This window comes from Streptomyces sp. NPDC004051, from assembly GCF_053604275.1.
This window is the reverse complement of the sequence record NZ_JBSGHG010000001.1, coordinates 65,376-91,698: the sequence shown is the minus strand read 5'-3', so window position 1 is coordinate 91,698 and position 26,323 is coordinate 65,376. Positions and strand designations below refer to the sequence as shown.

Sequence of the window (26,323 nt, the reverse complement as noted above, 5' to 3'; positions counted from 1 at the left end):
CGAGAGGCGCTCCACCGGACCCTTGCTGAAAGGCACAGGCTTGTGTCGCTCACTCGCAGACAGGTTTCCGCCGCCGGTCTCGGCCTCCCCCTCGCCCTCGCGGTGACCGGCACCGCCCAGGCCGCGCCCGAAAGGCCCCGGCCCCGCACCCTCCACATCGCCGGGGACTCCACCGCGGCCCGGAAGTACGCCGACGCGGCGCCGGAGACCGGGTGGGGCACGGCGCTCCCCTTCCTGCTCCGCCGTGACCTCGCGGTCGCCAACCACGCCGTGAACGGGCGGAGTTCGAAGAGCTTCGTCGACGAGGGACGGCTCGACGCCGTCCTCGACGCCATGCAGCCCGGCGACCTCCTGCTGATCCAGTTCGCGCACAACGACGAGAAGGCCACCGACCCGAGCCGCTACACCGAACCCTGGACGACGTACCGGGAACACCTGCGGCTGTACGTCGCCGGGGCCAGGGCCCGCGGGGCGCGGCCCGTACTGGCCACCCCCGTGGAGCGCCGGAGGTTCGACCCGGCCGGCGACGCCGTGCCGAGCCACGGCGCGTACCCGGAGGCGATGCGGGCGCTGGCCGACGAGGAGCGGGTCGCGCTGCTCGACGTCCAGGCCCTGTCGCTGGCGCTGTGGCAGGAGCTGGGCGTCGAGGAGACCAAGAAGTACTTCAACTGGACGGCGACCGAACAGGACAACACGCACTTCAACCCGCCCGGCGCGATCGCCGTGGCCCGGCTGGTCGCCCGGGAGCTGCTGCGCACCCGGGTGCTCGCGCCGCGGGACGTGCGCCGGCTGGACGAGGCGATCCCCGAGTCCTGGATCACCTGGCCGGACGCCGCCACCGCCGACTGAGCGGCTGACCGCTCGACCGGTCGAGCGAGGAATACGAGACACCCACAGAAAACAGGAGAGCCGCACCATGAACAGACCGACATGGCAGGGGCATGCCACAGTGAGAGCCGCCTCGCTGGCCGGCTGCACCGCCCTCGTGCTGGCCCTGGCCGGCACCGGCGCCCAGGCGCACTCCGGCCACCACCCCGGCCACCACCACGACCTCGCCCGGCAGACGCTCGGCGCGAACGACGGCTGGGCGTCCCACGGAACCGGCACCACCGGAGGCGCCGCCGCCACCGCCGAGCACGTCCACACCGTCAGCGACTGGGCCGGCTTCAAGGCCGCCCTGGCGGCCGGCAGCAGCGCCCCGAAGATCATCAAGGTGCGGGGGACGATCGACGCGGTCTCCGGCGGCTGCGACGCACTCGCCGCCCCCGGCTACGACTTCGACGACTACCTCGAGACGTACGCGCCCGAGACCTGGGGCCTGGAACAGGACCTGACCGACGAGCCCGACGACAGCCCCGAGGGCCTGCGCCGGGCCTCGGCCGCCCACCAGGACGCCGCCATCAAGGCGAACATCCCCGCCAACACCACGATCATCGGCGTCGGCCGGAACGCCGGGTTCAAGGGCGCCAGCCTGCAGATCAAGGGTGTGGACAACGTCATCGTCCGCAACCTCACCCTCGAGAGCCCGGTGGACTGCTTCCCGCAGTGGGACCCGACCGACGGCGACCGGGGCAACTGGAACTCCGAGTACGACACCGCCGTCGTGTACGGCTCCACCCACGTCTGGCTGGACCACAACACCTTCACCGACGGCGACCACCCCGACAGCGAGGCCCCCACCCACTTCGGGATGCTGTACCAGCAGCACGACGGCGAGCTGGACATCGTCCGGGGCGCCGACCACGTCACCGCCTCCTGGAACGTCTTCACCGAGCACGACAAGACGATCCTGATCGGCAACAGCGACGGCGAGTCCACGGCCGTCGGCGACCGGGGCAGGCTGAAGGTGACCTTCCACCACAACCTGTTCTCGAAGCTGGTCGAGCGCGCGCCGCGGGTCCGCTTCGGACAGGTCGACGTCTACAACAACCACTTCGTGGCCGGCCAGGGCTACGGCTACAGCTTCGGCGTCGGCAAGGAGTCCCAACTCGTCGCCGAGCACAACGCGTTCACGCTGGCCGAGGGCGTCAGCCCGGCGAAGATCCTCAAGCGGTGGAACGACTCGCCGCTCACCGCCCGGAACAACCACGTCAACGGCAAGCGGGCCGACCTGATCGCCGTGCACAACGCGGAGAACCCCGAGACCCCCCTGCGCTCCGGCGCCGGCTGGACCCCCACCCTGCGCACCGCCGTCCACCCGGCGCAGGCGGTCCCGGCGCTGGTCAGGCTCGGCGCGGGAGCGGGCCGCATCGGCTGACACCCCTGACGTCCCCGCACCCCCGTTCGCCGGGGCGGGCGCGCTCCACCCCCACTGTGGCACGCGCCCGCCCCGGTCCTCCCCGCACCGAAGGAGCCCCGCATGCCCTCCTCGCTGCCCGTGTCCCGAAGGGGCCTGCTGCTGGCGGGCGCCTCGGCCGCGACCGCACTGGCCCCGACGGCCGAGGCGCCCGCCCGGGCGGCCTCCCATCCGCGCCGCCCGTTCGGCCGGTACGGCTCGCCGGCCGACCGCCTGACCCCCCGGTCCCTGTACGTCCACCCCGGCGGCGCCGGTGACTTCACCTCCGTCCAGGCGGCCGTGACCGCCGCGACCGGCACCGGACGCGTCCTCGTCCTGGCCCCGGGCACCTACCGGGAGACGGTGTCCGTGGCCGCCGACCGCACCGACATGACCTGGATCGGCGCCTCACGGAACCCCCGTGACGTCGTGATCGTGTACGACAACGCGGCGGGCACCCCGAAACCGGACGGCTCCGGGAACCACGGCACCTCCGGCTCCGCCACCACCACCGTGCGCCCCGACGGCTTCACCGCCCGCTGGATCACCTTCGCCAACGACTGGCTGCGCGCCGACCACCCCGGCACCAGCGGCACCCAGGCCGTCGCCCTCAAGGTGCAGGGCGACCGCAGCGCCTTCACGCACTGCCGGTTCCTCGGCCACCAGGACACCCTGTACGCCGACTCCACGGCGCTCGGCACCTTCGCCCGCCAGTACTTCTCCCACTGCTACGCCGAGGGCGACGTCGACTTCGTGTTCGGCCGGGCGACCGCCGTCTTCGAGCACTGCCACTTCCGCACCCTGATCCGCCCGGACCTGACCGGCGCCCCGCACGGCTTCGTCTTCGCGCCCTCCACGGCCGGCGCCAACCCGCGCGGCTACCTCGTCACGAGGAGCAGGATCAGCAGCGAGGCACCCGACGGCTTCTACAAACTGGCCCGCCCCTGGGTGCCCGGCTCCGACCCCACCGCCCGCCCGATGCTCACCGTCCGCGACACCCACCTCGGCCCCGGCATCGACGCGGTCGCGCCGTACACCGACATGGCGAGCGGCCATCCCTGGCAGGACCAGCGCTTCGCCGAGTACCGCAACTCCGGTCCCGGCGCCGTGGTCACCGTCCCCGAGAACCGGCCCCAGCTCAGCCGTGCCCAGGCCGCCGCCCTCACCCGCGAGGGCCACCTCGGCGACTGGCGCCCCCGGACCGGCGCATGACCCCCGCCCCGGACCCGCCGGCCCCGCCCGGCCCGCCCGGTCTCCATCCGGCGCTCAAGGACGACCTGACGTTCCCGCTGGCCTGGGGCACCTCGCCCGTCCGGGACTTCCCGGCGTGGCGGCGGACGGCCCGGGACAAGGTCGGGGAGCTGCTCGTCGTGCCGGACCAGGAGGGCACACCGTACGCGCCCGAGTTCACCGCGGGTCCGGACGGGGACGGATACACCCGCGCGTGCGTGGAGCTCTCGCTCACCCGGTACGGCAGGGTCCGCGGCGCCCTGCTCACCCCGCGGGGCCCCGGGCCCTTCCCGGCCGTACTGCTCCTGCACGACCACGGTTCCCGCTTCGACATCGGCAAGGAGAAGGGCGTGCGGCCCTGGTACGACGAGGCCCGGCTCGCCTCCGCCGAACAGTGGGCCGAGCGGTACTTCGCCGGGCGCTTCGTCGGCGACGAACTCGCCCGACGCGGCCATGTGGTGCTCTGCCTGGACGCCCTCGGCTGGGGCGAGCGGGGGCCGCTGGTCTACGAGCGGCAGCAGGAACTGGCGAGCAACCTCTTCCACCTCGGCTCCTCGCTCGCCGGACTCCACGCCCGCGAGGACCAGCGGGCCGCCGCCTTCCTGGCCGGCCTCGACCGGGTGGACGCGCGCCGGGTCGCCGCCCTCGGCTTCTCCATGGGCGGCTACCGGGCCTGGCAGGTGGCCGCGCTCAGCGACCACGTCGCGGCGGCGGCGAGCGTGTGCTGGATGACCGGGCTGAAGGAGATGATGGTGCCCGGGAACAACACGCTGCGCGGGCAGTCGGCGTTCCACATGCTCCACCCCGGGCTCGCCCGGCACCTGGACATCCCCGATGTGGCGAGCATCGCCGCCCCCCGGCCGATGCTGTTCTTCCACGGCGGGCTCGACGCCCTGTTCCCCGCCGACGGGGTCCGTACCGCCTACGACAGACTGCGTGCCGTCTGGCGCTCCCAGGGCGCCGAGGACCGGCTGCGGCTGAAGACGTGGCCGGACCGGGGCCACGTTTTCGACGACGCGATGCAGGACGAGGTGTACGCCTGGCTCGGCTCCGTCCTGTGAGGGCCGCCGCCGTACGTCGGCACGGCGGCGGCCCGGAACCGGTCAGGTGCCCGGCCGGGTCACTTGTAGGTGATGTCCGAGTCCGAGAACCTGCAGTACTTCCCGTCGGCGCCGGAGCCGAGGTCCTTCGGCTCCTTGCCCGTGTTGTTGCCCTGGTAGCGGGTGCAGGTCTTCATCTTCTTCTTGCCGTCCCCGTGGATGCGGACCTGCGACAGCGTGGCGGTGTCCCCGTAGTTGGTGTTGATGCCGACGATCGACTTGCCGGGGGCCGTCAGGTCGATGTCCTTCAGCACGATCGTGCGCTTGTACTGCGTCTTGCAGTTGCCGCAGGAGCGCACCAGCTTGCCGAAGTCCTCGACCTGGAAGCCGCTCACCGTCAGCGTCCCGGCGCCGTTGAACTGCAGCACCTTGTCGTCGGCCTTCTTCGCGCCGCCGCCGATCACCTTGTACTGCGCCGACGACGACTTGCCCTTGAAGCTGGCGGCGTCCTCGCCGACGTCCAGCCACCACACGTTCTGCAGCGTGCAACTGCCCTTGCAGTGCACGCCGTCGGCGGCCGGGGTGCCGATGATGACGTTCTTGAGCGTGGCACCGTCGGCCAGTTCGAAGACCGGGTCCTGGCCCTCGTCCTGGCTGTCGCCGCCCAGAGCACCGGTGCCGTAGTACTTCTTCATGCCGCCGTCGAGGACCCCGGAGACCGGAACGGTCTTCGACACCGGCTTGCTGCCGGTGTCCTTGGGCCACGAGGAGGCGGCGCTCGCGGTGGACAGCATCGCCGAGGTGACGACCGCCGCCCCCGTGATGCCGAGCGCGGAGACTCCGGCGATCACCGCCCGCCTTCTGCCGGTCCGGCGACGGTGGGAGACGCGCTGTTCGGCTCGTGCAGTCATGCTCGTTCCTTGCAAGAGGGGAATCGTTTCGCCTCTTGGTTGCCGCAGGACGGGAAAGGGTTGCCGCGACCGGGAAGTTTTTTTCCCGGCTTCCCGCGGGCCGCCACGGTCCGCCGTCCGCCCCGCGGGCGAACGGCGGGAACCGCACCGCGCGTCAGTCGTCCCGGGCCGCGAAGTCGCCGCCCACCGCGAGCCGTTCGGAGCCGGTGACGGCCGTCGCGGTGTACGTGTCGCCCCCGGCGTCCCGGCCGCCGCGCGCGTGGTCGTACTGCCCCGCGAAGACCCACTCGCCCGGGGTGACGGTGCGCCCCTTCTCGAGGGTCCAGGTGTAGACGAGGAAGCCGTCCCGCTCGTCGGTGGTCAGCCGGAAGTCCTCCTCGGGCAGGGAACGCCAGGCGCCCGTGGAGGAGACCCCGCCGGTCTGCGCGATCCGCAGCTCCACGGTGAGCGCGGTCAGCGGCTCGGTGGTCTTCAGGGTGATGTTGCTCTGCGCCCAGAACTCGTTGCTGTGCCGGTCCACCGAGCCGTCCGACCACAGCGGCCCGTCCTCGACGCCTCGGGGCTGACGCGTGGTCCCCGGCGCCTTCGTCGTGGGCGTCTCCGCACCCGGGGTCCGGGCCGGTGCCGAGCCCGGATCGCCGGTCTCCTTCGAGGGGTCCGCCGGGTTTGTCGACGGTCGCGCCGGCGGCAGGGGCGCCCGGCTCGTCGCGTCCGGCGACGGTGTGGGCTCCGGTGCCGGCGAGACCGCCACCTCCCGCTGCGCGGGAGGCTCCTCGCCCGTCACCACGGACGCGACCGCGAAGCCGCCCGCCGCGAGCACTCCGGCGACCGCGGCCGTCGTGCCCGCCACCCGGATCCATCCGAGCACCGGCGGGCGGGCGGCCCGGCGGCCGGTCCGGGCCGGGCGGGCCATGCCGCGTTCGACCCGGGCCAGGATGCGCTCCCGGTCGGGCTCGTGCTCCCCGGCCGCCTCGTGCAGCCGGGCGCGCAGCTCCTCGTGCACGTCCCGCCGCATCGTCATCGGTCCCTTCCCGTGTCCTCGCCGGTGGGCTTCCCCGGGCGCCCCGCCGCGGCGTGCACCCTCCGGGGCACCTCCGCCGTGCCCAGCAGCCGCTGCAGTTCGGCCAGCCCCTTGGAGGTCTGGCTCTTCACCGTACCCACCGAGACGCCCAGGGCCAGCGCGGTGTCCTTCTCCGACAGGTCGAAGGCGTGCCGCAGCACCACACACGCCCGCTTGCGGAACGGCAGCCTGCGCAACGCCTCCCGCACGTCCAGCACGCCCGCGACGTCCGGATTCTCGACCCGCTCCTCACGCTGCGACCAGAACAGGGCGATCCGGCGCCGCTCGCGCACCGCGCCGCGGATGCGGGTACGCGCCGTGTTGGCGACCACGCCCCGCGCGTACGCCACCGGATGCTCGGCGGCGCGCACCCGGTCCCAGCGGTGCCACAGGGCCAGCAGCGCGTCCGCGGCCAGGTCGTCGGCGGCGTCCGCCTCGCCCGTCAGCAGCCAGGCGAGACGGGACAGTTCGGCGTAGTGACGCTCGAAGAAGGCGTGGAACTCCACGGAGGCGGCGTCGTCGACGAGCGCACCCACGGGCTACCTCCCTCGCATCGGTGTCGAATGCCCGGCGAGTCCAGGGATGTGACGGTGCGTGCCCTGTGGACGACACGCGCATGTCAGGAGTCGGCCGTGCGGCATCCGGAGCGTAGCAGTGATCATCCAGGGGGCTGTGTGACGGGTCGAACAGTGGACGGCCCGTCGTCACCACAGTCCCCGCCCCGCGGCGGCCCCGCGCGGGGCGGCCCGTACGGTCAGAGCCTCCGGGTGGCCAGGGTCAGCCGGTCGCGCGCGTCGAACAGGGCGTCCTTGACCGTCTGTTCGTGCGCGGGGGTGAGCCGGGCGACCGGCACCGAGCAGCTGATCGCGTCCCGCGCGGGCGTGCGGTAGGGGATCGCCACCCCGAAGCAGCGCAGCCCGAGCGTGTTCTCCTCGCGGTCCACGGCGAAGCCCTGCTCGCGCACCTGGTGCAGCTCCTCGATGAGCTTCTCCCGGTCCGTGATGGTGTTCTCGGTGAGCGCGGGCAGCGTCTGCGGGAGCATCTTGCGCACCTGCTCATCCGGGTACGTGCTCAGCAGCGCCTTGCCGAGCGACGTCGAGTGCGCGGGCAGCCGGCGGCCGACCCGGGTGAAGGGGCGCAGGTAGTGCTGCGACTGCCGGGTGGCCAGATAGACGACGTTGGTGCCGTCGAGCCGGGCCAGGTGGATGGTCTCCGTGGTGTCGTCCGAGAGCCGGTCCAGGGTGGGGCGGGCCGCCGCCACCACCTCGTCGCCGTCGATGTAGGACGTGCCCACGAGCAGCGCCCGCACGCCGATGCCGTACCGCGTGCCCGTCGCGTCCGTCTCCACCCAGCCGAGGTCGACGAGGGTGCGCAGCAGCATGTAGAGACTGGACTTGGGGTAGCCGACGGCCTCCTGGACCGCCGCCAGGGAGTGCATTCCGGGGCGTCCGGCGAAGTACTCGAGCAGTTCAACGGTCCGCACCGCGGACTTGACCTGCGCGCCGCCGCCCGTCTCGCCAGCCGACATGCCCTTGACCCTTCGTTCGACGAGAAGCTGAAGTTATAGTCTCCAGCAGCACATTCATCATCAGAGACAGTGTTCAGTATATCGAACGCCGCCGACGGGTGACGTACATACTGCGGCATTGAGGGCGGCAGTCAAGTGGAGGGACTCGTGGTGGCAGCAGCACCAGTCTGGAGCGTCGACCCCCGTACCGGGAAGCAGCGGGAACAGGTTGCGGTGGAGGCCACGGCCCAGGAGGTGGACGCCGCCGTCCGGGCCGCGCACGACGCGCGGAGCGCCCTGGCCGACCGCACCGTCCGTGCGGCCTTCCTGCGCGGTGCCGCCGACGAACTCGAGGCGGCCCGAGACCGGCTCGTCGAGGCCGCCGACGCCGAGACCGCCCTCGGCCCGGTCCGGCTGACCGGCGAACTCGCCCGCACCTGCTACCAGTTGCGGGCCTTCGCCGACATCGTCGACGAGGGCGCCTTCCTCGACGTCGTCATCGACCACCCCGACGACACCGCCACCCCGCCCGTCCCGGACCTGCGCCGCTACAAGGTCCCGCTGGGGGTCGTCGCCGTCTACTCGGCCTCCAACTTCCCCTTCGCCTTCTCCGTCCCCGGCGGCGACACCGCGAGCGCGCTGGCGGCCGGCTGCCCGGTGGTCGTCAAGGCCCACCCCGACCACCCGGGCCTGTCCGAGCTGGTCGCCAAGGTGCTGCGCCGCGCGGCGGCCCGGCACGGCGTCCCCGAGGGCGTGCTCGGCCTGGTGCACGGCTTCGAGGCCGGCGTCGAACTGGTCCGGCACCCGCTGGTCGCGGCGGCCGGCTTCACCGGCTCGGTGCGCGGCGGACGCGCCCTCTTCGACGCGGCGGCCGCCCGCCCGGTCCCGATCCCGTTCCACGGCGAGCTGGGCTCGCTGAACCCGGTCCTGGTCACCGAGGCCGCCGCCGCCGAACGCGCCGAGGCGATCGGCGCCGGCCTCGCCGGTTCGATGACGCTGGGCGTCGGCCAGTTCTGCGTCAAGCCGGGCCTCGTCCTCGCCCCCGTCGGCGCGGCCGGCGACCGCCTGGTCAAGTCCCTGACCGACGCCGTCAGCGCCACCGACGCCGGTGTCCTGCTCGACCACCGGATGCACGACAACTTCGTCGCCGGGGTCGCCGAGCGCGCCCAACTGCCCGACGTGGAGTCCCCGGTGACCCCGGGCGCGGGCGGCGAGCACACCGTCAGCGCCGGCTTCCTCACCGTCCCGGCGAGCAGACTCGCCACGGAGGGCGAGCACGACCTGCTGCTGGAGGAGTGCTTCGGCCCGGTCACCGTCGTGGTCCGCTACGAGGACGACGCCGAGGTCCGCTCCGTCCTGACCCGCCTGCCCGGCAACCTCACCGCCACCGTCCACCTGTCCGAGGAGGAGGGCGCCGGACGGGGCCGGGGCGCGGAGATCCTCGCCGAACTGACCCCGCTCGCCGGCCGGGTCCTCGTCAACGCCTGGCCGACCGGTGTCGCGGTCGCCCCGGCCCAGCACCACGGCGGCCCGTACCCGGCGACCACCTCCACCTCCACCTCGGTCGGCGGCACCGCCATCGAGCGCTGGCTGCGTCCCGTCGCCTACCAGAACAGCCCGGCAGCCCTCCTGCCGCCGGAACTGCGCGACGACAACCCGCAGAAACTGCCGCGCCGCTTCAACGGCAGCCTGGAGCGCTGAGCACGCACCCGGCATCGCACGGCACGCGGGGGCCCGTCCGGCACGATCCGCCGGACGGGCCCGCGCGACGGAACACGACGGAGGCCGGCCCCCCTGGGAACCACCGCCCGCCGGGGAACGTCCCGCAGTGCATGATCGAATCGCACCGGACCACGGACTCCTTGGTGATCAGGACCGCCCTGGCGGCCGAGGCCGCGGACATCGCCGCACTGCACCTGCGCGCCCGGTCCACGTACTACCCGGACGGCCTCCCCGAGGACGGCGCCGGCTGGTCGGCGCGCTGGCAGGAGGCCGTCGAGCACCCCGACGGGCAGGTGCTGTGCTCGGTGCGGGACGGCCACCTGGCCGGCATCGCCTCGTTCCGCACCCCGCAGGGCGCCCCCGCCGACACGGTCAAGCTGTTCCAGTTCCACGTCGACCCGGACCGGTGGCGCGCCGGCATCGGCACGGCCCTGCACACCGCCTGCGTCGAGGAGTGGCGGGCGAACGGACGGCGGACCGCCGTGCTCGAGGTGCACGCCGACAACCGGCGGGCCCAGGCCTTCTACACCCGCCGGGGCTGGATCCCGGACCCGGGGCATCCGCCCGCCGAGGACGACCACCACCTCCACCTGTGCTTCGCCGTGCCGGGGGAATGAACCCCACTGGTTGAATGTTCACGCAGGTAGCGGAGGGAGTCTCCGTGTACCCACGACCGGGAGAGTGCCTCAACGATGCGTGTCGAAATCTGGTCGGACATCGCGTGTCCCTGGTGCTACGTCGGCAAGGCACGGTTCGAGAAGGCGCTCGGCGGGTTCCCCCACCGTGACGACGTCGAGGTGGTGCACCGCTCCTTCGAGCTGGACCCCGGCCGGGCCAAGGACCACATCGAGCCCGTGCTCACGATGCTGACCAAGAAGTACGGCATGAGCCAGGCCCAGGCCGAGGCCGGTGAGGACAACCTCGGCGCCCAGGCCGCGGCCGAGGGACTGCCGTACCGCACCCGGGGCCGCGACCACGGCGCCACCTTCGACATGCACCGCCTGCTGCACTTCGCCCGCACCCGGGGCCGCCAGGAGGAGCTGCTCGACCTCCTCTACCGGGCGAACTTCGCCGAGGAGCGGTCCGTCTTCGGCGACGACGAACGCCTCCTCGAACTCGCCACCGCCGCCGGCCTCGACGCCGACGCCGCCCGCGCGGTCCTCGCCGACCCGGACGCGTACGCCGCCGAGGTGCGCGAGGACCAGCGGGAAGCCGCGGAACTCGGCGCGCGGGGCGTGCCCTTCTTCGTCATCGACCGCACGTACGGCGTCTCCGGCGCCCAGCCCGCCGAGGTGTTCACCCGGGCGCTGACCCAGGCGTGGGGCGAGCGGTCGCCGCTGAAGACCGTCGACGGCGACGCGGAGGCATGCGGCCCCGACGGCTGCGCGGTCCCGCAGGGCTGACCGCGCCGGACGGGCCCGAAAGCCGGTGGACGGGGAGGTTCCGGGACCGCAGAGTGGCCCCATGGAGACCTTCGCGAACCTCGTCCGCGCCGAGTTCACCCCGAAGAACACCTTCCTCGACACCGCGAGCAGCGGACTGCTGCCCGCGCGTACGGTGACCGCCCTCGAGGAGGCCGTGCGGCTGAAGGCCGAGGGCGGCCCGCTGGATCCGCTGTTCGACGACGTCGAGGCGTGCCGGGCCGCCTACGCCCGGCTCGCCGGCGTCCCCGTCGAGCGCGTGGCGGCCGGCGCCACCGCCGCCCTCTGCACCGGGCTGATCGCGGCCTCCCTGCCGCCGGGCGCCGAAGTGCTCACCGTCGAAGGCGACTTCGCCTCGGTGCTCAACCCGTTCCACGTACGCGGCGACCTCACGGTGCGGGCCGTGCCCCTGGAGCGGCTCGCCGGGTCCGTCCGTCCGGACACCGCCCTGGTCGCGGTGAGCGCCGTGCAGTCCGCCGACGGCCGGATCGCCGATCTGCCCGCGCTGCGGGAGGCGGCCGGGGCGTACGGCGCGCGCACCTACGTCGACTTCTCCCAGGCGGCCGGCTGGCTGCCGGTCGACGCCGGCGCCCACGACTACTCCGTCGCCATCACCTACAAGTGGCTGCTCGGCCCGCACGGGGCGGCCTTCCTCGTCGTGCCGGAGGACTTCGGTGGGCTGACCCCGGTGCAGGCGGGGTGGGTCGCGGCGGAGAGGCCCTGGGACAGCTGCTACGGACCGGTCACCGAACTCGCCCGCTCGGCCCGCCGGTTCGACGTGAGCCCGGCCCTGTTCACTTACGCGGGGCTGCGCACCTCCCTCGAACTCGTCGAGGAGATCGGGGTGGAGGCGATCCACGCCCATGACCTCGCCCTCGCCGACCGCTTCCGGGCAGGGCTCGCCGCGCTGGGCCACGAGCCCGTAACCGCACCCGGCTCGGCCATCGTCTCCGTGCCGGAACTGGGCCGTCTCGAGCCCGAGTTGGACAGGGCCGGCCTGGCCCTGTCCGACCGGGCCGGCCATCTGCGGGCGTCCTTCCACCTCTACAACACCCCGTCCGACGTGGACCGGCTGCTGGACGCCCTGTCCGGCTGAGGAGGACGGGTCCCGCACCGGCCCGGCCACGCGCACGGCAGCGGGCCGGTGCCTCCCGCACCGCACGAGGAGGCACCGGCCCGCAGTCACCGTCGGGCGCGCAGATCACGCGTTCACGGCACCTGTTCCGGGTCCCGCTGTTCCGGGTCCCGCGCTTACCTCACCGGCGTGAAGTCCCGTGCCCCGATGTACTCGGGACGCCGGACCGGCGCCGCGAACGGCTCGACGGCCGTGTTCTCGACGCTGTTGAACACGATGAACACGTTGCTCCGCGGGAACGGAGTGATGTTGTCCCCGGAGCCGTGCATGGCGTTGCAGTCGAACCACGTCGCCGAGCCGGCCGGGCCGGTGAACAGCTTGATGCCGTACTCGGACGCCAGCGCGGTCAGCCCCTCGTCGGAGGGGGTGCCCGCGTCCTGCATCTGCAGCGACTTCTTGTAGTTGTCCTTCGGTGTGGCCCCCGCACACCCGAGGAACGTCTTGTGCGACCCCGGCATGATCATGAGACCGCCGTTGGTGTCGAAGTTCTCGGTCAGCGCGATCGACACGGACACCGTCCGCATCCGCGGCAGACCGTCCTCGGCGTGCCAGGTCTCGAAGTCCGAGTGCCAGTAGAAGCCGCTCGCCCCGAAGCCCGGCTTGACGTTGATCCGGGACTGGTGGACGTACACGTCCGAGCCGAGGATCTGCCGGGCCCGGCCGACCACCCGCTCGTCGCGCACCAGCCGCGCGAACACCTCGCTGATCCGGTGGACCTCGAAGACCGAGCGGATCTCCTTGGAGCGCGGTTCGACGATCGACCGCTCGTCGGCCCGGATCGCCGGGTCGGCGATCAGCCGGTCCAGTTCGTCCCGGTAGACGGCGACCTCGTCCTCGGTGATCAGCCGGTCGACGGCGAGGAAGCCGTCACGCTCGAACGACCCGAGGTCGGCCGGCGTGATCGGGCCGGGCGCGTCCGGGGCGCCCCAGACGACCGGGTCCTGCCGCGGGGTGATGACCTCGGCGGAGCCGCGGGTGGGATAGAGGTCGGGGACGTGCGTCTCGGTGCTGGGGGTCACGGTGGTCATGGAACCTCACACCTCCTCGGTGAGCAGCGGGTATACGCCGTTCTCGTCGTGGTCCTCCCGTCCGGTCACGGGCGGGTTGAAGACGCAGATGCAGCGGAAGTCCTTCTTCACCCGCAGCGTGTGCTTCTCGTGCCCGTCGAGGAGGTACATGGTCCCGGGCGTGATGGTGTGCGTCAGCCCGGAGTCGTGGTCGGTGAGCTCTGCCTCTCCCTCCACACAGACGACGGCCTCGATGTGGTTGGCGTACCACATCGACGTCTCCGTACCGGCGTACAGGATGGTCTCGTGCAGGGAGAACCCGACGTTCTCCTTGGCGAGGACGATGCGCTTGCTCTCCCAGGTGCCCGACGCGGACTTCACATGCCGGTCGGTGCCCTCGAGCTCCTTGAAGGAACGGACGATCACGGTGCTGCGATGCCTCCTTGGTGAGGGTGATGGTGACGGTGCCTGCGGGCCGTCCGGGCCCCGGGCCGGGGCCGGGGGCCCGGACGGTTCAGCAGGTGGTTCAGGCGGTCTCGCGGACGGCGCGGGCCAGTGTCCTCAGCCCCTCGTCCAGCTCGTCCGGGGTGATGGTCAGGGCCGGGAGGAGTTTGACGACCTCGCTCTCCGGGCCGGAGGTCTCGATCAGCAGCCCGAGCTGGAAGGCCCGCGAGGCGATCCGCCCCGCGCGCTCCTTGTCGTGGAACTCCACGCCCCACACCAGCCCGCGACCGCGGTACTCCTTCACGTCGGCGCGGTTCTCCTCGGCGATGGCGACCAGCGACTGCTCGATCTGCTCGCCGCGCGCCCGGGTCTGCTTCTCCATCGCGGACCCGTCGGCCCAGTAGGCCTCCAGAGCGGCGGTCGCCGTGACGAAGGCCGGGTTGTTGCCGCGGAAGGTGCCGTTGTGCTCGCCCGGCTCCCAGACGTCCAGCTCGGGCTTGAACAGGGTCAGCGCCATGGGCAGGCCGTAGCCGCTGATCGACTTGGACACGGTGACGATGTCCGGCGTGATGCCCGCCTCCTCGAAGGAGAAGAAGGCGCCGGTACGGCCGCAGCCCATCTGGATGTCGTCGACGATGAGCAGCATGTCCTGGCGTGCGCACAGCTCGGACAGGGCGCGCAGCCACTGGGGCCGGGCGACGTTGATGCCGCCCTCGCCCTGCACGGTCTCGACGATCACGGCGGCCGGCTTGTTGAGGCCGGAGCCCTGGTCCTCCAGCAGCCGCTCGAACCACAGGAAGTCCTCGACCGTGCCGTCGAAGTAGTTGTCGAACGGCATGGGCGTGCCGTGCACCAGCGGGATGCCGGCCCCGGCCCGTTTGAAGGCGTTGCCGGTCACGGCGAGCGAGCCCAGGGACATGCCGTGGAAGGCGTTGGTGAACGACACGATCGACTCGCGCCCCTTCACCTTCCGTGCCAGCTTCAGCGCCGACTCGACGGCGTTGGTGCCGGTCGGGCCCGGGAACATGACCTTGTACGGCAGGTCGCGCGGGCGCAGGATCCAGTTCTGGAAGGACTCCAGGAACGCGCGTTTGGCCGTCGTCGACATGTCGAGCCCGTGGGTGACGCCGTCCCGCTCCAGATAGTCGATCAGCGCCCGTTTCAGTACGGGGTTGTTGTGGCCGTAGTTGAGTGAACCGGCTCCGGCGAAGAAGTCGAGGTACTCGTGGCCGTCCTCGTCGTACATGCGGCTGCCGTGTGCGCGGTCGAAGACGGTGGGCCAGCCACGGCAGTAGCTGCGCACCTCGGACTCAAGGGTCTCGAAGACGCTCAGGTCGGGCTGGGTGATGGTCACGACGAATCGCTCCTCGTTGGCGTGGGAGGTCGTAGGGAGACGGGATCGGCGGGGTGACGCACTTCCTCGTGCGCGGGGCCGGAGGTCAGGGGGCGAGGGGACCGATGCGGTACAGCACCTCGGGGTCGTGCGGTCCGTCGGGGAACCGGTCGGCCTCGAACAGCACCTCGCGCTCCAGCCGGGCGCCGTGGCGCTGGGCGAACGCGGTGAACAGACGCTCGGAGGCGGTGTTCCCCGGGGTGATGGTGGTCTCCACGGTGTTCACTCCGTGTTCCGCGGTGGTCCGTGCGACCAGACCGTCGAGCAGAGCGGCGGCCAGACCACGGCCCCGGTGCGCCTCGTCCACCGCGACCTGCCAGACGAGCAGGGTGTGCGGGCTGTCCGGCCGCAGGTAGCCGGTGACGAAGCCGATCGGCTCCCCGGCGGCGTCGCGTGCGACGGCCGATGTGGCGGCGAAGTCCCGGCACCACAGGAGATAGCTGTACGACGAGTTCAGGTCGAGGGTTTTCGAGTCCCTGGCTATCCGCCACAATGCGGCTCCGTCCGCCAGGGCGGGGCGGTCGATCTGTGGGTCTGCTTGAGCGGCAGTCATGTGAATTCAACTTACCCAGGTGAATTCGAAAATGCATCGGCTGCCGGGGTTACCTGGTGGCTTGAACTATGTTATCGCGCGGGCGTGAAGCCGCAAGCGGAACCTCGGCGGGATGCCCCGTTTTGCAGTGAATACAAGGCGCAAATCGGTCGTGCCGTGGGGTCGGTCACAAATGTGTAACTCCCCTGAAGGGGTCCCGGAAGTGCCGCTTCCCGCCCCGCTGAATCGTTGCGTTTAGGTCCGGGAAAAGCGGGCAGAAGGAGATGGGAAGCTGCCCTGGAAGGTTGTATTGAAATAAGCGGGAGAATATCGGGTAAGAATGCCCCTGATTGCTTCCGGTAATCCTATGGAATTCACGATTCGGTCGTCTGTGGCCGGTCGGCCGCTCATGCCCCCGACGAGGCCGGCGAGGCCGACGGCGTCGTCGGCCTCGTCGGGGACGTCGGCGTCGCCGGTGCCCTCTCGCTCCGCTTCGGAGTCCTCACCGCCAGGCGTCGTCGGCCGCGCTCAGGGCGCCCTGCACGTCCACCGTCAGGCCCTGCTCCGCCAGCGCGGTGCCCAGGGCGGCCAGGCTCGCGCGCACCGCGCCCCGGGTCGCGTCGGCGCCGTAGTGGTTGACGCGGATCATCTCCTTGGCCAGCGCCCCGCCCCCCGCGGCCAGCGGGAGCGCCGGGTCCACGGCCAGGGCACGGGCCACCAGCTCCGCGGCCACCGTGTCCGAGGGGGCCCGCAGGGTCGTGGCGACCGGAGCCGCCTCGGACGCCTCGTGGACGTACGGCGCCAGGCCTCCGCCCAGCGCGAGCGCCCCCGCCCGCGTCGCCGCGGCGGCCGCGGCGTGCCGCGCCGTCACCGTGTCCAGGCCCACCGCCTCGATGCGCTCCACGCACGCCTGAAGCGCCAGCATCTCCAACTGCGCCGGCGCGTGCGGCAGCGCCGTACGGCCCCCGTCGATCCAGCGCTCCTTCCAGTCCAGCAGCGACAGGTACGAGCGGCGCGGAGCCCGCGGGTTCGCCGCCATCCGGGCCCACGCCCGCTCGCTCACCGACACCGCCGACACGCCCGCCGGACCGCCCATCGCCTTCTGCGCCCCGATCACGCACAGGTCCACGCCCCACGCGTCCGGCAGCACCGGCTCCGCCCCGACCGAGGCCACCGCGTCCAGGTAGAACAGCGCCCCGTGCTCCCGTACCGCCTCGCCGATCTCCGCGACCGGATTGGTGTTCCCGGTGGCCGCCTCCGCGTGCACCAGGGAGACGAAGTCGATCTCCGGGTGCGCGGCGAAGGCCTCGCGGATCTGCCCGGCCGTCACCGCGGTGTGGAACGGCACCGCCAGGTCGATCACCGTGGCGCCGCAGTCCCGCAGCCAGTCCCCGAAGGTCTGCCCGTAGGGGCCCGTGACGACGTTCAGGGCGGTCGTGCCGGGGCCCGCGGCCGCGCGGATCGCGCCCTCCAGCGGCAGCAGCGCCTCACCCTGCATGATCACGACGTCCTGCGTGGTGCGCAGCAGCCGTGCCACGCGGTCCTCGATCGAGGCGAAGTGCGTGGCGCTCAGCGGGGCCAGACCGAGGAAGGGGTGGGTGCTCACGGCGGTGCTCTCTCCAGATCGCGGCTTCACGGGGTCGTGCCCGCACGAGGTCGTGAGGGGCACAGGTGCGAGCGTACGGGAGCCCGTCCGGGGCCGGATTCCCCGGCGGGAGGGGGAGGCGGGGCCCCGGGCCGGGTGGGCCCGTCCGGGTGGCGGCTCACTAGGGTGCGGTGTATGAGCGAACGCGCGGTGCTGCACGTGAAGGGCCGGATCCTCGTCGGACCGGACGAGAACCAGGTCCGCGACGAGCTGTGGGTGGTCGACGGGCGGATCTCCTACGACCGTCCCGGCGCCGCCCGCGACGTCCGGACCGTCGAGGGCTGGGTGCTGCCCGGCCTGGTCGACGCCCACTGCCACGTGGGCCTCGACCGGCACGGCGCGGTCCCCGCCGAGGCCGCGGAGAAGCAGGCGCTCACCGACCGGGACGCCGGTGCCCTGCTGCTGCGGGACGCGGGCTCACCCTCCGACACCCGCTGGATCGACGACCGCGACGACCTCCCGAAGATCATCCGGGCCGGCCGGCACATCGCCCGCACCCGCCGCTACATCCGCGACTACGCTTGGGAGGTCGAACCCGACGACCTCGTGGCCTACGTCGCCCAGGAGGCCCGGCAGGGCGACGGCTGGGTCAAGCTCGTCGGCGACTGGATCGACCGCGACCTGGGCGACCTGTCGGCCTGCTGGCCGCGCGGCGCCGTCGAGGCGGCGATCGCCGAGGCGCACCGGCTGGGCGCCCGCGTCACCGCGCACTGTTTCGCCGAGGACTCCCTGCGGGACCTGGTCGAGGCGGGCATCGACTGCGTGGAGCACGCGACGGGCCTGACCGAGGACACCATCCCGCTGTTCGCCGAACGGGGCGTGGCGATCGTCCCGACCCTCGTCAACATCGCCACCTTCCCCGGGCTGGCCGACGGCGGCGAGTCCAGGTTCCCGCGCTGGTCGGCCCATATGCGCCGGCTCCACGCACGCCGCTACGAGACCGTGCGCTCCGCCTACGACGCCGGCATCCCGGTCTTCGTCGGCACGGACGCGGGCGGGACCCTCCCGCACGGCCTGGCGGCGGCCGAGGTCGCCGAACTGGTCACCGCCGGCATCCCGCCCGTCGACGCCCTCGCGGCCGGCACCTGGGCCGCCCGGGCCTGGCTCGGCCGCCCCGGCCTGGAGGAGGGAGCCCCGGCCGACCTCGTGGTCTACGCGTCCGACCCGCGCGCGGACGTACGGGTGCTCACCGACCCGCGCCGGGTGGTACTGAACGGGCGCGTGGTCGGCTAGGAACCGCTGCCGGGCGGGTGAAACCCGCCCACCGGGTGAAGCGCGGGCGGTGGTGGGGAACAACCGTGCCCCGGGATTCGAATGTGCCGACGGACCCGCCACGAAGGAGTGAAGTGTCCTCGGATCGCTGACGGTCGTCTGTCGGGACGGTCATTCTTTCCGGGTCCCACTTACGTCTCATGGGGGTCCCACCACCTTGAACAGCACCAACTTCCGCATGCCCGCACGCCGTTGGTCCGCCGTCGCCGCGGCCACCGTCCTTGCCGCAGGTCCCGTGGCGCTGGCCGGAGCGGGCCCCGCGCAGGCCACCGGGGAACACGGCAGTGCGAGCGCGGCCGTCCTGCGCACCGGGCTCGACGTGGCCCTGCTCGACAAGAGCGTGCACGTCCCGCTCACCGTCTCCCTCAACGAGGTCCGGGCCCCGCAGAGCGCGCAGAAGACCCTCCTCACCGCGGACCTGGAGGGCGTCGACAAGGGCAGGCCCTTCAGCGTGCTGCGCGCGGAGGTGGCCGACGCGAAGGCGACGGTGGAGGGGCAGCGGGCGGAGGCCTCCACCACCCTGGCCAAGGCCCGGATCCATGTGCCCGGACTGCCGCTGCTGTCGCTGATCGAGCTCGAGAAGGTCACCTCCAGGGCCGTCTGCGAGACCGGCCGGACCCCGCTGGCCTCGGCCACCCTGCCCGGCTCGGTGACCGTGTTCGGCAAACGCGTCACGCTGACCTCCACCGGTACCACCGAGGTCACGGTGCCGGGCGTCGGAGAGGTCCGCCTGGACCTGTCCAGGACGGAGACCACCTCCCGCACCGCCGCCGCCACCGCGCTCCGGCTCGAGGTCGCCGTCGACCCGCTGAAGCTGAACGTCGCCGAGGTCAACGGCACGGTCACCCTGGCCGAAGCGAAGTGCGAGGCCCCCGAGGCCCCGGCCGAGCAACCCGCCGCCCCGGCGGCGGAGCAGGCGGCTCCGGCGGAGCCCGAGGAGCCCGAGGAGTCCGAAAAGCCCGACGAGTCCGAGGAGCCCAGGACCGCCGACGTGCAGCCCCAGGGCGCGCGGGCCGAGCAGGCGGCCCCCGCCGGGCAGCCGGCCAAGGCGGACCTGGCCGAGACGGGCGGCGACTCGACGACCCCGTACATCGCGGGCGCCGCCGTCGCACTCCTCGCGGCGGGCGGCGCGGGAGTCGCCCTCTCCCGCCGGGGCCGCCGCAACTGACGCAGTACACCTGACACCGGCACACCGGTGTGCCGACGGGGACCGGCGCTCCCACCGCCGGTCCCCGCCGTACCCACCGGGGCACCGACGGCCGGTCCCTCCCCGCGGGCCGTGCGGGGAGGGACCGGCCGGGGCGGGTCAGCCCGCGTCCAGCGCCTGCTCCAGAGCCCCCAGGAACGCGTCCGTCGTCCGCCGGTCGCGCACCGCGACGCGCAGCCACCGCCCGTCCAGCCCCGGGAAGGTGTCTCCGCGGCGCACCGCGAAGCCCAGGTCGCGGAGCCGGTGGCGCACGGCACCCGCGTGCTCCAGCCGGAGCAGCACGAACGGGGCCTCGGCGGGACGCACGACACCCAGACCGCGCGCGGTGAACTTCTCCAGCCCCGCGAGCAGATGGGACCGGTCCGCGGCGGTGCGGCGGGCCGCCCCGGCCGCCTCCGTCAGCGCCCCGGCCCCCACGCACGCCTCGGCCGCCGCCAGCGCGGGTGTGGACACCGGCCACAGGGGCTGCGCCCGCTCCAGCGCCGTGACGGTCTCCGGCGCGGCCAGGACGTAACCGATGCGCAGACCCGCCAGCCCCCACGTCTTGGTGAGGCTGCGCAGGACCACCAGGCCCGGTACGTCCGTCCGGCCGGCCAGCGCCTCCCGCTCGTCCGGCACCGCGTCCAGGAACGCCTCGTCTACCACCAACGTCCGCCCGGGACGGGCCAGTCGGGCGATCACCGCGGCCGGGTGCAGCACCGACGTCGGGTTCGTCGGGTTGCCGATCACCACCAGGTCCGCGTCCTCGGGGACCGCCGCCGGATCCAGCCGGAAACCGTCCTCCGCGCGGAGCAGCACCCGGCCGACGGTGTGCCCCGCGTCCCGCAGCGCCGCCTCCGGCTCCGTGAACTGCGGATGCACCACCACCGGCCGGCGCACCGGCAACGCCCGCGCCAGCAGCACGAACGCCTCCGCCGCCCCCGCCGTCAGCAGCACCCGCTCCACCGGCAGCCCGTGCCGCGCCGCCACCGCCGCCCGCGCCGCCCGCCCGTCCGGGTAGGCGGCCAGGCCGGTGAGCGACGCGGCGATGTGCTCCCGCAGCCACGCCGGGGGCGTGTCCGCGCGGACGTTCACGGCGAGGTCGACCAGAGCGGCGCCCTCGTCACGGACCTCGGCGTCCCCGTGGTGCCGCAGGTCGTGCACCGCCGTCGGTGCGGCGGCCTCCGGTTCAGTGCGCATGGGAGTGCGCGTGACCGTGCCCGTGATGCCCGTGATGCCCGTGAGAGTGGTGGCCGTCGTCGTCCGGGTGGAAGTGCGGCTGCTGCGGCGCCCCGACCTTGTCCTCGAAGCCCGGCAGCGCGATCCGGTACACGCAGCTGTCGCAGTTCATCCGCAGATCGCCCTGCACGGCCTCCGCGTACCGCTCCATCACCAGGTCCAGCAGCTCCGGCTCCGGCCCGATGACGTCCGCCGAGCGCACCTCCGTCTCCGGGTGCGCCGCCGCCCACTGCTCGGTCTGGTGCCGCACCCGGTCCGGCAGGATGCCGGTGAACAGGAAGTACGGCAGGACGACGATCCGCCGGGCGCCGAGCCGCGCGCACCGGTCGAGCCCGCTCGGCACGTCCGGCGCCGCCAGCGACACGAACGCCGTCTCCACGGCCCCGTAACCGCGGCCCTCCCACAGCAGCCGCGCCGCCTTGAACACCTCGGCGTTGGCGTCCGGGTCCGTCGAACCGCGCCCCACCAGCAGCACCGTCACCTCGGCGGGGTCCCAGGACGGGTCCACCGCCTGCCGCAGCCGCCGCTCCAGCACGTTCAGCAGGGCGGGGTGCGGGCCCAGCGGACGGCCGTAGGTGTACGAGATCCCGGGGTGGCGCTCCTTCTCACGGGCCAGCGCCGCCGGGATGTCGCCCTTGGCGTGCCCGGCGGACACCAGCATCAGCGGCACGGCGGCGAACCGCCGCACCCCCCGGCCGACCAGCTCGGCGACGGCCTCGCCCAGCGGCGGCGGGGACAGCTCGATGAAGCCGCCCGCGACGGGCAGTTCGGGGTGGCGGCGCCCCAACTCCCGTACGAAGTCGCGGAACGCCTCCGCTCCGGCGTCGTCCCGGGTGCCGTGTCCGGCGATGAGCAGGGCGGGCGGGGTGGTCACAAGGTCTCCTCGACTGAAGTGGGTTGGTACAGCAGGGCGTTGAGCGCGGCCGCGGCGACCGCCGAACCGCCCTTCTCGGACACGTTGCTCACCGCGGGCAATCCGCTCTCGCGCAACGCGGCCTTGGACTCGGCCGCTCCGACGAAACCGACGGGCAGCCCGATGACGAGCGCGGGGGAGGCGTCCAGGGTCAGCAGCTCCTCCAGGGCGGTCGGCGCGCAGCCGATCACCCACAGGGCCCCGGGGCCGACCTCCTCGTACGCCAGGCGCACCGCGTGCGCCGAACGCGTGAGCTCGGGCCCGGCCTCGGCGTCCTTGAGACGGCAGACGGTCCCGCGCCGGGTGATCCCGGCCGCGACCATCTCCACGTCCACCACCACGGGCGCCCCGGCGTGCAGCACCGCGTGCGCCTTCGCCAGCTCGCCCTCGTCCATGACGAGATCGTCCGCGTACGCCAGATCGGCCGAGGAGTGGATGACCCGCTCCACGACCGCCCGGGTCAGCGGCGGGAAGTGCCCGGTGTCCAGCCGGGCGCGCAGCCGGCGGAAGGACTCCTGCTCGATGGGATGGACCACACGCCTCACCGGGACTCCTCCTGCCAGCGGTAGCCGCGCGGGGTGACCATGCGCCCCGCGATCTCACGGGTCGCCGTGTTGCCCACGGTCACGACCGTCATCATGTCGACCGTCGCCGGGTCGAGCGCGGCGAGCGTGGTCAGGCGACTGGACTCGTCGGCCCGGGACGCGTTGCGCACGACACCCACCGGCGTCGTCGGCTCCCGGTGTCCGGCGAGGATCGCCAGCGCCTTCGGTAGCTGCCAGTCACGGCCCCGGCTGCGCGGGTTGTAGAACGTCACCACGATGTCCGCCTCGGCCGCCGCCCGCACCCGCCGCTCGATGACCTCCCACGGCGTGTGCAGATCGGACAGGCTGATCGACACGTGGTCGTGGCCCAGCGGCGCGCCCAGGATCGCCCCGGCCGCCAACGCCGCCGTCACCCCCGGCACCCCGACCACGTCGATGTCGTCGGACGCCTCGGCGAGCGCCGGGGAGGCCATGGCGTACACGCCCGCGTCCCCACTGCCGATCAGCGCGACCGCCTGCCCCCGGCGGGCCTCCTCGACGGCCGTGCGCGCCCGCTCCTCCTCCGCACCGAGCCCGGACTCCAGGATCCGGGTGCCGGGCCGCAGCAGATCGCGGATCTGGTCGACGTACTGGTCGAGTCCCACCAGCACGGACGCGCCCCGCAGTTCCGCCTTCGCCCGCGGGGTGAGCAGGTCTCGGGCCCCCGGCCCGAGCCCGACCACCGCGAGCCGCCCGCGTCCCGGCCGCCGCACGACGGCACAGGTCGCCATCGCCGGCCGCCCGTCCGCACGTTCCGACTTCCGCTTGGGCACCAGGAGTTCACCCCCGCGCACCAGCGCCGCGGCCTCCGCGACCGACGGGGTGCCCACGGCGGCGAGCGGCGCGTCGGAGGGGTTCGGCACCTCCACGCGCGCCAGCTCACCGGCGGGGTGCGCCACCAGCGGCACGCCCAGCCGCCGGGCCGCCTCCACGATGCCGGGCTCCTCGGACTTCGCGTCCACGGTGGCCAGTTCGGCGAGCGACGCGGCCGACAGACCGGCCTCCCGCAGGGCGCCCTCGACCAGCGCGAGGACCTCCTCGACGGGGGCGCCCTTCGAGGCACCCACCCCGACCACGAGGGTGGGCGGCCGGAGGACGGCCTCCCGCTGCCCCGCCTCGACCAGCCGGTCCGTGAGACGGATCGTGTACGCACCCTCGTCCGCGACCGGCAGCGGGGGCAGCGGCCAGGCCATGTCGGCGCGCAGCGCCACCGGCTCACCGTCCAGCAGGGCGCGCGACACGGCGGCCACGTCCCCCTCCACCGGGAGGCCCAGCGTGTCCAGACCGGGCAGCCCCGCCGCATCGGTCGCCGTGGTCACCACCGGCTCGGCGCCCAGCACCTCGGCGACCTCACGCGCGAGGTCGTTCGCCCCGCCGCCGTGTCCGCCCACCAGGGAGACCGCGAACCGGCCGCCCTCGTCGACACAGACCACGCCCGGGTCGCTCGCCTTGTCGGCCAGCAGCGGCGCCACCAGCCGCACCACGGCACCCGTGGCCAGGAAACACACGAGCTGCTCGCACTGCGCGAACGCGGCCCGCACGGCGTCCCCCACGGGACCCTCGTACACCCGCGTACGGTCCGGCCACGCGGCGGCCAGTCGGTCCCGCGCGGCGGCTCCCGCCGCGGTGGCGGAGATGAGGCCGATCACAGGGCGGCTCCTTCGATGTCGGTACGTGCCGGGGGTCTGGAACCCCACAGCAGGAAAACGGGATTGGTCGCCGCCAGCCGGGTCACGTCCCCGGGCAGCGGCGCCAGCCGCGACGACTGCAGCAGCACGCCGTCGCAGGTGAAGCCGGCACCGGCCAGCGCCTCGCGCACGGCCGGCACCCGGTCCAGGGCGGCCAGGGCGACGACGACCGTGCGCCGCGCCCGCCGCGCGCACGCGGTGACGACGGCGGGCAGCTCCCGCCCGCCCCCGCCGACGAACACGGCGTCGGGGTCGTCGAGATCGGAGAGCACGGTCGGCGCCTCCCCGTGCACCACGTGGACGTCCACCCCGTGCGCCAGGGCGTTGGCGCGGATCCGCCCCACCCCGTCCGGGGTCTTCTCCACCGCGGTGACGGCGGCGCCCAGCCGGGCGCACTCCACGGCCACGGACCCCGAACCCGCGCCGACGTCCCACACCAGTTCGCCGGGGCGCGGACCGAGCCGGGCCAGGGCCAGCGCCCGCACCTCGAACTTGGTGATCATCGAGTCCCGGTGGGCGAACCCCGCCTCGTCCAGCGCCCAACCGGCGGGCGGCGCGCAGGGGCCCGCGACGGTCCGTACGGGACCGAGCCCCCGCGACTCGTCCAGGCACAGCACGACGCTGACCGCCGGGCCCCAGTCCCGTGCCGCCGCGGCGGCGGGCGTGACCCGCTCCACCCGCTCCCGCCCGGGATCGCCCAGCGCGGAGGCGACGACCAGGACCCGGCCGGGGGAGTGCCGGGCCAGCGCGGCCCCCAGCTCCGCCGGACCGGCCCCCGGCCCCGTCAGCACGGCGACCTTCGGGTGAGCCCGGCACAGGTTGACGGCCGTCCGCGGATCCCGGCCGTGCGCGCTGACCACCACGGCGTCGTCCCAGGGCAGCCCGACCCGGGCGAAGGCGGTGGCGACGGAGGAGACGCCCGGCCGCACGTCCAGCAGCTCGGACCCGAACCGCTCGGCCAGCGCCCGCACGATCCCGAAGAACCCCGGGTCACCGGAGGCCAGCACGACCACCGGACGCTCCTCGGCGACGTACTTCCCGACGGTGTCCAGCGCGGGGGCCAGCGCCCCGAGGACGACCCGCTCGGCCCCCTCGGGCAGCCGGACAGCGTCCAGGTGCCGCTGCCCGCCCACCACGAGCTCCGCCCCGGCGAGCACGGCCTCCTCGACCGGCGCCCCGGTCCCCGTGCCGACGACCGTGATCACGTGTTCGCGCCCCGGGTGCGCAGCGCCCTGCGGGCCTCCGGATCGGCCTTGCGGTAGCCGTGGAAGTGACCCGGGTGGTACAGGTGGGAGCGGGTGCCGTGCGCGTCGAGGGCGGGACCGACCAGGAACAGCGTGTGCTTCCAGAGCTTGTGCTCCTTGACCGTCTCCTCCAGCGTGCCGATCGTGCACTTCACGACCAGCTCCTCCGGCCAGGTCGCCTGGTGGGCGACCACCACCGGCGTGCCCGTCGGATAGCCGCCCTCCAGCAGCTCCCGCACCAGCTGGCCGCTGCGCGCGGCCGACAGGAAGATCGCCATGGTGGTGCCGTGCCGCGCGAACTCGCGGACCTCCTCCCCGGGCGGCATCGGCGTCTTGCCGCCGCCGAGCCGGGTCAGCACCACGGACTGCGCCACCTCGGGAATGGTCAGCTCCCGCTGTGCCAGCGCCGCGACGGCGGAGAAGGACGACACACCCGGCACGATCTCGGTCGCGATGCCGAGCTCCACGCACCGGTCGAGCTGCTCCTGCGTGCCGCCCCAGAGCGCCGGGTCCCCGGAATGGATCCTGGCCACCCTCAGCCCCTGGGCGCGGGCCCGCTCGTACACGGCCACCACGTCCTCCAGCGACATCGTCGCCGAGTCGAGGATCTCGGCGCCCTCCCGAGCGTGCTCGAGGACCTCCGCCTGGACCAGGCTGGCGGCCCAGATCACGATGTCGGCCTCGGCGATCGCGCGCGCGGCGCGCAACGTCAGCAGATCGGCGGCGCCGGGGCCGGCACCGACGAAGGTCACCTTGCCGGTGGGGGCATCGGCCATGGGGAAACGATCCTCTCCTGCGGGTTCTGCGGTTCGTGTGATGTCTGAGGTTCCTGCGGCGTCTTCGAGGGGGCCGGACGGCCGGACGCCGTCGCCCGG

The 26,323-nt window shown here is 73.4% G+C and carries 25 protein-coding genes; 10 read left to right on the top strand and 15 right to left on the bottom strand.

Translation table 11 applies throughout. The features are described 5' to 3' along the window. Positions 1–42 precede the first annotated feature (42 nt). From ACWEQO_RS00445 to ACWEQO_RS00430, 4 genes are all read left to right on the top strand, one after another. Positions 43–849: a rhamnogalacturonan acetylesterase gene (locus tag ACWEQO_RS00445; protein ID WP_452977294.1), complete on the top strand. Its 807-nt coding sequence runs from the start codon at positions 43–45 to the stop codon at positions 847–849. A gap of 67 nt (positions 850–916) precedes the next feature. Next, on the top strand, positions 917–2,257 hold the full coding sequence (locus tag ACWEQO_RS00440) for a pectate lyase family protein (RefSeq protein ID WP_452977291.1): 1,341 nt from the start codon (positions 917–919) through the stop codon (positions 2,255–2,257). A gap of 102 nt (positions 2,258–2,359) precedes the next feature. Beyond that, positions 2,360–3,487: a pectinesterase family protein gene (locus ACWEQO_RS00435; RefSeq protein ID WP_452977288.1), complete on the top strand. Its 1,128-nt coding sequence runs from the start codon at positions 2,360–2,362 to the stop codon at positions 3,485–3,487. After that, positions 3,484–4,566 carry a dienelactone hydrolase family protein gene (locus ACWEQO_RS00430; RefSeq protein WP_452977285.1) on the top strand — a complete coding sequence of 361 codons (1,083 nt, stop codon included), beginning with the start codon at positions 3,484–3,486 and terminating at the stop codon, positions 4,564–4,566. The genes ACWEQO_RS00435 and ACWEQO_RS00430 overlap by 4 nt, the downstream gene beginning before the upstream one ends. A gap of 59 nt (positions 4,567–4,625) precedes the next feature. Here the strand turns inward: ACWEQO_RS00430 and ACWEQO_RS00425 are convergent, their stop codons facing one another. The 4 genes from ACWEQO_RS00425 to ACWEQO_RS00410 all read right to left on the bottom strand — a co-directional run bounded on the left by ACWEQO_RS00425 (position 4,626) and on the right by ACWEQO_RS00410 (position 8,044). Next, the gene (locus ACWEQO_RS00425; RefSeq protein WP_361459489.1) at positions 4,626–5,456 is read right to left on the bottom strand and encodes a pectate lyase; all 831 of its coding nucleotides are present in this window, start codon (positions 5,454–5,456) and stop codon (positions 4,626–4,628) included. A 154-nt stretch (positions 5,457–5,610) separates the two neighbouring features. Beyond that, positions 5,611–6,477, bottom strand: coding sequence for a hypothetical protein (locus tag ACWEQO_RS00420; RefSeq protein WP_361459490.1), 867 nt, complete (start codon positions 6,475–6,477; stop codon positions 5,611–5,613). Further along, positions 6,474–7,052 (bottom strand): SigE family RNA polymerase sigma factor, encoded by a 579-nt coding sequence (locus tag ACWEQO_RS00415; protein WP_452977281.1) that lies wholly within the window; start codon positions 7,050–7,052, stop codon positions 6,474–6,476. The genes ACWEQO_RS00420 and ACWEQO_RS00415 overlap by 4 nt, the downstream gene beginning before the upstream one ends. 218 nt (positions 7,053–7,270) lie before the next feature. Then, on the bottom strand, positions 7,271–8,044 hold the full coding sequence (locus ACWEQO_RS00410; protein WP_361459492.1) for an IclR family transcriptional regulator: 774 nt from the start codon (positions 8,042–8,044) through the stop codon (positions 7,271–7,273). Positions 8,045–8,194: 150 nt separating this feature from the next. On the opposite strand from ACWEQO_RS00410, the gene ACWEQO_RS00405 reads away from it, so the two are divergent. The 4 genes from ACWEQO_RS00405 to ACWEQO_RS00390 all read left to right on the top strand — a co-directional run bounded on the left by ACWEQO_RS00405 (position 8,195) and on the right by ACWEQO_RS00390 (position 12,262). Next, positions 8,195–9,724: an aldehyde dehydrogenase (NADP(+)) gene (locus ACWEQO_RS00405; RefSeq protein ID WP_452977278.1), complete on the top strand. Its 1,530-nt coding sequence runs from the start codon at positions 8,195–8,197 to the stop codon at positions 9,722–9,724. Between the two features lie 131 nt (positions 9,725–9,855). Further along, positions 9,856–10,362, top strand: a complete 507-nt coding sequence (locus ACWEQO_RS00400; protein WP_452977275.1) for a GNAT family N-acetyltransferase — start codon at positions 9,856–9,858, stop codon at positions 10,360–10,362. A gap of 75 nt (positions 10,363–10,437) precedes the next feature. Then, positions 10,438–11,148, top strand: a complete 711-nt coding sequence (locus ACWEQO_RS00395; protein ID WP_361459495.1) for a DsbA family oxidoreductase — start codon at positions 10,438–10,440, stop codon at positions 11,146–11,148. A 61-nt stretch (positions 11,149–11,209) separates the two neighbouring features. Next, positions 11,210–12,262, top strand: a complete 1,053-nt coding sequence (locus ACWEQO_RS00390) for an aminotransferase class V-fold PLP-dependent enzyme (RefSeq protein ID WP_452977272.1) — start codon at positions 11,210–11,212, stop codon at positions 12,260–12,262. A 155-nt stretch (positions 12,263–12,417) separates the two neighbouring features. On the opposite strand, the gene thpD is transcribed toward ACWEQO_RS00390, so the two are convergent. The 5 genes from thpD to ACWEQO_RS00365 form a co-directional block, all read right to left on the bottom strand. After that, positions 12,418–13,329, bottom strand: a complete 912-nt coding sequence (gene thpD, locus ACWEQO_RS00385) for an ectoine hydroxylase (RefSeq protein ID WP_452977269.1) — start codon at positions 13,327–13,329, stop codon at positions 12,418–12,420. Positions 13,330–13,335: 6 nt separating this feature from the next. Next, on the bottom strand, positions 13,336–13,734 hold the full coding sequence (locus ACWEQO_RS00380; RefSeq protein WP_361459498.1) for an ectoine synthase: 399 nt from the start codon (positions 13,732–13,734) through the stop codon (positions 13,336–13,338). Between the two features lie 100 nt (positions 13,735–13,834). Then, entirely contained in the window at positions 13,835–15,106 is a 1,272-nt protein-coding gene (ectB, locus tag ACWEQO_RS00375) for a diaminobutyrate--2-oxoglutarate transaminase (protein ID WP_361459499.1), read from the bottom strand. A gap of 85 nt (positions 15,107–15,191) precedes the next feature. Further along, a complete protein-coding gene (gene ectA, locus ACWEQO_RS00370; RefSeq protein ID WP_452977265.1) occupies positions 15,192–15,698 on the bottom strand; it encodes a diaminobutyrate acetyltransferase in 507 nt (168 codons plus the stop codon). A gap of 481 nt (positions 15,699–16,179) precedes the next feature. Then, positions 16,180–17,283 (bottom strand): pyridoxal-phosphate-dependent aminotransferase family protein, encoded by a 1,104-nt coding sequence (locus tag ACWEQO_RS00365; RefSeq protein ID WP_361459501.1) that lies wholly within the window; start codon positions 17,281–17,283, stop codon positions 16,180–16,182. Positions 17,284–17,457: 174 nt separating this feature from the next. Here ACWEQO_RS00365 and ACWEQO_RS00360 point away from each other — a divergent pair, with 174 nt between their 5' ends. Together ACWEQO_RS00360 and ACWEQO_RS00355 are read left to right on the top strand one after the other, a co-directional pair. Further along, entirely contained in the window at positions 17,458–18,555 is a 1,098-nt protein-coding gene (locus tag ACWEQO_RS00360; protein WP_361459502.1) for an amidohydrolase family protein, read from the top strand. Positions 18,556–18,751: 196 nt separating this feature from the next. Further along, on the top strand, positions 18,752–19,762 hold the full coding sequence (locus ACWEQO_RS00355) for an SCO1860 family LAETG-anchored protein (RefSeq protein WP_452977261.1): 1,011 nt from the start codon (positions 18,752–18,754) through the stop codon (positions 19,760–19,762). Positions 19,763–19,900: 138 nt separating this feature from the next. On the opposite strand, the gene cobC is transcribed toward ACWEQO_RS00355, so the two are convergent. The 6 genes from cobC to cobM are packed head-to-tail and all read right to left on the bottom strand — an operon-like array spanning position 19,901 to position 26,224. Further along, positions 19,901–20,980 (bottom strand): Rv2231c family pyridoxal phosphate-dependent protein CobC, encoded by a 1,080-nt coding sequence (cobC, locus tag ACWEQO_RS00350; protein ID WP_452977258.1) that lies wholly within the window; start codon positions 20,978–20,980, stop codon positions 19,901–19,903. Next, positions 20,970–21,893, bottom strand: a complete 924-nt coding sequence (locus ACWEQO_RS00345; protein ID WP_452977255.1) for a sirohydrochlorin chelatase — start codon at positions 21,891–21,893, stop codon at positions 20,970–20,972. The genes cobC and ACWEQO_RS00345 overlap by 11 nt, the downstream gene beginning before the upstream one ends. After that, complete coding sequence (locus tag ACWEQO_RS00340; protein WP_452977252.1) at positions 21,890–22,477, bottom strand: precorrin-8X methylmutase; 588 nt, start codon at positions 22,475–22,477, stop codon at positions 21,890–21,892. The genes ACWEQO_RS00345 and ACWEQO_RS00340 overlap by 4 nt, the downstream gene beginning before the upstream one ends. Continuing rightward, positions 22,474–24,165, bottom strand: coding sequence for a precorrin-3B C(17)-methyltransferase (gene cobJ, locus ACWEQO_RS00335; RefSeq protein WP_452977249.1), 1,692 nt, complete (start codon positions 24,163–24,165; stop codon positions 22,474–22,476). The genes ACWEQO_RS00340 and cobJ overlap by 4 nt, the downstream gene beginning before the upstream one ends. Further along, positions 24,162–25,409: a precorrin-6y C5,15-methyltransferase (decarboxylating) subunit CbiE gene (gene cbiE / locus ACWEQO_RS00330; protein ID WP_452977247.1), complete on the bottom strand. Its 1,248-nt coding sequence runs from the start codon at positions 25,407–25,409 to the stop codon at positions 24,162–24,164. Before cbiE ends, cobJ begins: the two co-directional genes overlap by 4 nt. Continuing rightward, a complete protein-coding gene (cobM, locus tag ACWEQO_RS00325; protein ID WP_452977244.1) occupies positions 25,406–26,224 on the bottom strand; it encodes a precorrin-4 C(11)-methyltransferase in 819 nt (272 codons plus the stop codon). The genes cbiE and cobM overlap by 4 nt, the downstream gene beginning before the upstream one ends. Between the last annotated feature and the right edge of the window lie 99 nt (positions 26,225–26,323).

Excerpts from the sequence above, each read along its gene's own strand:
- ACWEQO_RS00440 (WP_452977291.1), top strand. The coding sequence starts at position 917 with ATGAACAGACCGACATGGCAGGGGCATGCCACAGTGAGAGCCGCCTCG.
- ACWEQO_RS00435 (WP_452977288.1), top strand. The coding sequence starts at position 2,360 with ATGCCCTCCTCGCTGCCCGTGTCCCGAAGGGGCCTGCTGCTGGCGGGC.
- ACWEQO_RS00430 (WP_452977285.1), top strand. The coding sequence starts at position 3,484 with ATGACCCCCGCCCCGGACCCGCCGGCCCCGCCCGGCCCGCCCGGTCTC.
- ACWEQO_RS00425 (WP_361459489.1), bottom strand. The coding sequence starts at position 5,456 with ATGACTGCACGAGCCGAACAGCGCGTCTCCCACCGTCGCCGGACCGGC.
- ACWEQO_RS00420 (WP_361459490.1), bottom strand. The coding sequence starts at position 6,477 with ATGACGATGCGGCGGGACGTGCACGAGGAGCTGCGCGCCCGGCTGCAC.
- ACWEQO_RS00410 (WP_361459492.1), bottom strand. The coding sequence starts at position 8,044 with ATGTCGGCTGGCGAGACGGGCGGCGGCGCGCAGGTCAAGTCCGCGGTG.
- ACWEQO_RS00400 (WP_452977275.1), top strand. The coding sequence starts at position 9,856 with ATGATCGAATCGCACCGGACCACGGACTCCTTGGTGATCAGGACCGCC.
- ACWEQO_RS00395 (WP_361459495.1), top strand. The coding sequence starts at position 10,438 with ATGCGTGTCGAAATCTGGTCGGACATCGCGTGTCCCTGGTGCTACGTC.
- ACWEQO_RS00390 (WP_452977272.1), top strand. The coding sequence starts at position 11,210 with ATGGAGACCTTCGCGAACCTCGTCCGCGCCGAGTTCACCCCGAAGAAC.
- thpD (WP_452977269.1), bottom strand. The coding sequence starts at position 13,329 with ATGACCACCGTGACCCCCAGCACCGAGACGCACGTCCCCGACCTCTAT.
- ectA (WP_452977265.1), bottom strand. The coding sequence starts at position 15,698 with ATGACTGCCGCTCAAGCAGACCCACAGATCGACCGCCCCGCCCTGGCG.
- ACWEQO_RS00360 (WP_361459502.1), top strand. The coding sequence starts at position 17,458 with ATGAGCGAACGCGCGGTGCTGCACGTGAAGGGCCGGATCCTCGTCGGA.
- cobC (WP_452977258.1), bottom strand. The coding sequence starts at position 20,980 with ATGCGCACTGAACCGGAGGCCGCCGCACCGACGGCGGTGCACGACCTG.
- cobM (WP_452977244.1), bottom strand. The coding sequence starts at position 26,224 with ATGGCCGATGCCCCCACCGGCAAGGTGACCTTCGTCGGTGCCGGCCCC.